At 70.1% G+C, this 485-nt stretch carries 1 protein-coding gene; it reads left to right on the forward strand.

Going from position 1 to position 485, the window contains the following annotated elements:
* Nucleotides 1-485 (forward strand): ATP-binding cassette domain-containing protein (locus tag AACY52_RS30485; RefSeq protein WP_339561411.1); only part of this gene is annotated, 485 nt, incomplete at both ends.

Genomic DNA, 485 nt, shown 5'->3' on the forward strand with positions numbered 1-485 from the left:
GGCTGCGTACCCCGATCGCGGGCGAAGTGGCGCTGGGCGGGGTCGATATCGCTTTGCTGCCCGCGACCACGTTGCGAGCGTCGTTCGCGTGGCTGCCGCAGGATGCGGCACTGCTGGCGGGGACGGTGCGCGACACGCTGTTGCTGGCGCAGGCCGATGCGCCGGATGCGGCGTTGTGGGAAGCGCTGGAGGATGCCGCCTTTGCGGAGCGGGTGCGCGCCATGCCGCAGGGGCTGGATAGCTGGATCGGCGACAATGGGGCGAGTCTGTCCGGCGGTGAACGGCGGAGGTTGGCGCTTGCGCGGGCGTATCTCAAGCCCGCGCCGTGGCTGCTGCTGGACGAGCCGACCGAGGGCCTCGACTCCGTCACCGCACGGATCGTTCTCGAACGGTTGGACGATCGGTTGCGGCGGCGCGGGCAGGGGCTGCTGATCGTGAGCCATGCGCCGCTGACACCGGCGCTGGCGCTGGATGGTGAAATTATG

Source organism: Pseudomonas sp. EA_65y_Pfl1_P113 (assembly GCF_963970525.1).
Classification (GTDB): Bacteria; Pseudomonadota; Gammaproteobacteria; order Pseudomonadales; family Pseudomonadaceae; genus Aquipseudomonas; species Aquipseudomonas tritici.